The sequence below is a fragment of the Streptomyces sp. PA03-6a genome, assembly GCF_033792765.1.
GTDB lineage: Bacteria > Actinomycetota > Actinomycetes > Streptomycetales > Streptomycetaceae > Actinacidiphila.
Genome location: NZ_JARAVK010000540.1, coordinates 1 through 1775 on the forward strand (window position 1 = coordinate 1; position 1775 = coordinate 1775).

A 1775-nucleotide genomic window follows, 5' to 3' on the forward strand; every position below is an offset into this window, starting at 1 on the left:
GTCGGATATTCCGAGTACCTGCGCGACTTCCTCACGCACCAGATCGGTCAGCAGTGCCATCCGGGCCGCAGTTTCCAGCCCCGCCAGCCGAGTGCGGAAATCATTCAGGGGGCTGGAAAGTTCTTGCGGATCCTGCAGTGCGAGAGCTTCATTCGCTTCGGGAAGTGTCGCGAAAAGCGTACTGCGGCGACGCGCCACGAAAAGCGGAATGAACTGATTCCAGTCCGTATCGGCCACAACAGCGGATGGTTCGGCCTGTCGGGTTGTCTCCGCAAGCGCGGCGACTGCGGTGTCCGGCGCCATGGCACGCAAACCACTCCGAAGGATTCTTTCCTTCCTCTCGGAGTCGCTGAGCATCCCGGCTCCTTCCCAGGGACCCCAGGCTACAGCGAGAGCCGGCAAGTTCTGCGCATGCCGATATTCCGCAAGCGCGTCGAGGAAGCTGTTGGCTGTGGCATAAGCTGCCTGCCCCGCACTTCCCCAAATTCCCGCAATCGAGGAGAACAGGACGAAAGCGTCCAGAGTTCGTCCGGTGAGCAGCTCGTGCAAATGAGCCGCACCCATGACCTTCGCGGAAAGTTCCGCTTCGAACTCCAACGGATCAAGCTCCGCTACGGACTGGAACGAGCCGGGGATACCAGCCGCGTGCACGACAGCGTCGGGCGGACAGGCCTCGATGAGGCTTTCCATAGCATCCCGATCCGTGACGTCACAGGATTCCACGACAACATCGACGCCGAGCGCAGCCAGCTCCGAGACGATTTCCCGGGCTCCTGTTGCCCCCAGGCCACTACGGCTCGCAAGGACGATCCGCTCGACTTCGTCAACTTGAGCGAGCCAGCGTGCGACATGTCCGCCCAACCCACCCGTTCCACCAGTGATCAGAACCGTCCCTCGCGGCTTCCAACCATGCCCGGCGCGAGCTGCAGGAGCATGCGTCAGGCGCCTGGCATACACACCATCAGTACGTATCGCGACCTGATCCTCGGCACCAGCTAGAACGGCAACCAGATTGTCCAGCACACGATCGTCCACCGAAGTGGGCATGTCCACCAGACCACCCCACATACTCGGATGTTCCAGGGCAACAACCCGCCCAAAGCCCCAGACCTGCGCGGCATAGGGGTCGATCGCACTGGTGCCACCCGCCGAGACCGCTCCGGTGGTAAGACACCACACCGGAGAGAGGTTGCCTACCTCCACCAGCGCCTGAACTAGCCTCAACGTTGCGCCGACGTCATTCGAGACGGACAAGATCCCGCTCACGTTCTCCGCGGCGGACAGTTCGTCGACCACTTCACGACGATCCAATGAGGGATCGACTAGCCTGACATCGATATTACGGTCACTTAGCGCAGCAATCAGATCAGTACCGACACCACCCGGCTGGGCAAAGACCAGCCATCTCCCTTGCAGAGCCGGGTGACCCTGACGGAAGAAGGCCCTCTCCCACTTGACGTGATAACGCCACGTCCCTACGACCTGTTGCTGCTGGCGTTCTCTACGCCACTGTGAAAGCAGCGGAAGAACGCTATGAAACGCACTCGGATCTTCCACGGACAACACAGAACGAAGCGAATCCACATCCCCCCGATCGACCGCTTCCCAGAAATCCGCCTCCCCTTCTCCCTGCTCAACGTCCAAACCGTGACGAACCCTGCCGACCTGCGAGTTCAGCCAGTACCAGTCACGCTGGAAGACCGTGGTCGGCAGTGTCGGTGTGGTGGTTGGTGCGGGGTTTCGTTCGGTGCCGGGCATTGTCCCGGTCCAGTTGA

General features: G+C 61.2%; 1 protein-coding gene. It reads right to left on the reverse strand.

Features of this window, described 5'->3' with window-relative positions; translation table 11 throughout:
- A partial coding sequence (locus tag PV350_RS46465; RefSeq protein ID WP_500339291.1) for an SDR family NAD(P)-dependent oxidoreductase occupies positions 1-1758 on the reverse strand: 1758 nt, incomplete at its 3' end.
- Positions 1759-1775 lie beyond the last annotated feature (17 nt).